The 1,428-nt window shown below is 74.2% G+C and carries 2 protein-coding genes and 1 pseudogene; 2 read left to right on the forward strand and 1 reads right to left on the reverse strand.

The features are described from left to right. Together AC2W7A_RS12365 and AC2W7A_RS12370 are read left to right on the forward strand one after the other, a co-directional pair. Positions 1–682: AMP-binding enzyme (locus AC2W7A_RS12365; protein ID WP_485991606.1), on the forward strand; the 682-nt coding region annotated here is incomplete at its 5' end. Between the two features lie 193 nt (positions 683–875). After that, the gene (locus AC2W7A_RS12370; RefSeq protein ID WP_485991607.1) at positions 876–1,322 is read left to right on the forward strand and encodes a hypothetical protein; all 447 of its coding nucleotides are present in this window, start codon (positions 876–878) and stop codon (positions 1,320–1,322) included. On the opposite strand, the pseudogene AC2W7A_RS12375 reads toward AC2W7A_RS12370, so the two are convergent. After that, a pseudogene (locus tag AC2W7A_RS12375) lies at positions 1,315–1,428 on the reverse strand (ATP-binding cassette domain-containing protein); the annotation flags it as partial. The gene AC2W7A_RS12370 and the pseudogene AC2W7A_RS12375 sit on opposite strands and share 8 nt — an antisense overlap.

The following is a 1,428-nucleotide window of genomic DNA, read 5'->3' on the forward strand; positions in this document are numbered from 1 at the left end:
CGGTGCCCGGCTGCCCGCTCCCCTGCGCACGGCCGCCGAGGCCGCGGGCGTCCGCCTCACCGCCACCTACGGCATGGCCGAGACCTGCGGCGGCTGCGTCTACGACTCCGTCCCGCTGTCGGGGGTCCGCGCCGACCTGGTGGGCGTCCCCCGCACCGCGGACACGGAGCCCTCGGGCCGCATCCGCCTCACCGGCCCCATGGTCGCCGCCGGCTACCTGGACGACCCGGAGCGCACCTCGAACCACTTCACCCACGACGACGCCTCCCCCGCCTCCGCCTCCTTCCTCACCGAGGACCTGGGCCGCCTCTCCCACCACGACGACGGCCCCCGCCTCACCGTGACCGGCCGCGCCGACGACGTGGTCATCACCGGCGGCGTGAAGGTCTCCGCCGCCGCCGTGCAGGCCGTGCTGGAGGCCGACGACGACATCGCCGAGGTGTTCGTCGGCGCCGTCGAGGACCCGGAGTGGGGCCAGCGGCTGTGCGCCGCGGTCGTCCCCGCCCGAGGGGCACAGGCCTGGGGGGCGGGCACGCAGAGGCGACTGGCCGTCGTCGTGAAGCGGGCCCTCGGCGGGCCGGCCGTGCCCAAGACCTGGCTGGCCCTGGACTCACTGCCGCTGCTGTCCACCGGCAAGCCGGACCGGCGGGCGCTCACCGCGCTGTTTGCCGCGGCCGGCTGAGACCAGCCGCCCGCCCACTGCGCGCCCCGTCCCGTTCACCCGCCCGTGACGCGGAGGTCACCTCCCCGCAGTGCGGGATGCCTACTCTGAGGCGTCACCTCGTCATCACCTGCCACAGGGAAAGCATGTCCATGAAGCACACCTCGCGGTTCACCGCCACCTTCGCCGCCGGCTCCTCTGCGTCGGCACCGTCGTGACCACGGCGCCCGTCGCCGGCGCCACCGACGCCCCCGCCCCGGCCGCCGTCTCGGCCCCGGTCATCAACGAGTTCGTCACCGACACGGTCGGCGCGGACATCCACGAGTACGTGGAGGTCCTCGTCCCCGCCGGCGTCGACCCGAGCACCCTCTCCGTGATCTCCGTGGAGGGGGACAACAACACCCGGCAGGGCAACGTCCTGAGCGTGGACCGCCTCACCTCCGTGGACGCGGACGGGCGCGCCCTGGTCGAGCGGAACTTCCAGAACGGCTCCGTCTCCTTCCTCCTGGTCTCCGGCGAGGTCGCCACCGGCCAGAGCCTGGACGCGATCATCGACGGCCTGACCGTGCATGACTCCGTGGGCGTGCTGGACGGCGACGCCGGCGACCGCGCCTGGGGCACCGAGCTCGCCCGCGACTTCGACGCGCGGCCGAGACCGTGATGGTGCCGGCGGTGGGGGTGTCCAGGCCGGCGAGGCAGTGCATGAGGGTGGACTTGCCGGAACCGGAGGGCCCCATGATCGCGGTGAACTGTCCGGAGGCGAACTC

The organism is Micrococcus sp. LASM2_SD2 (genome assembly GCF_057364565.1).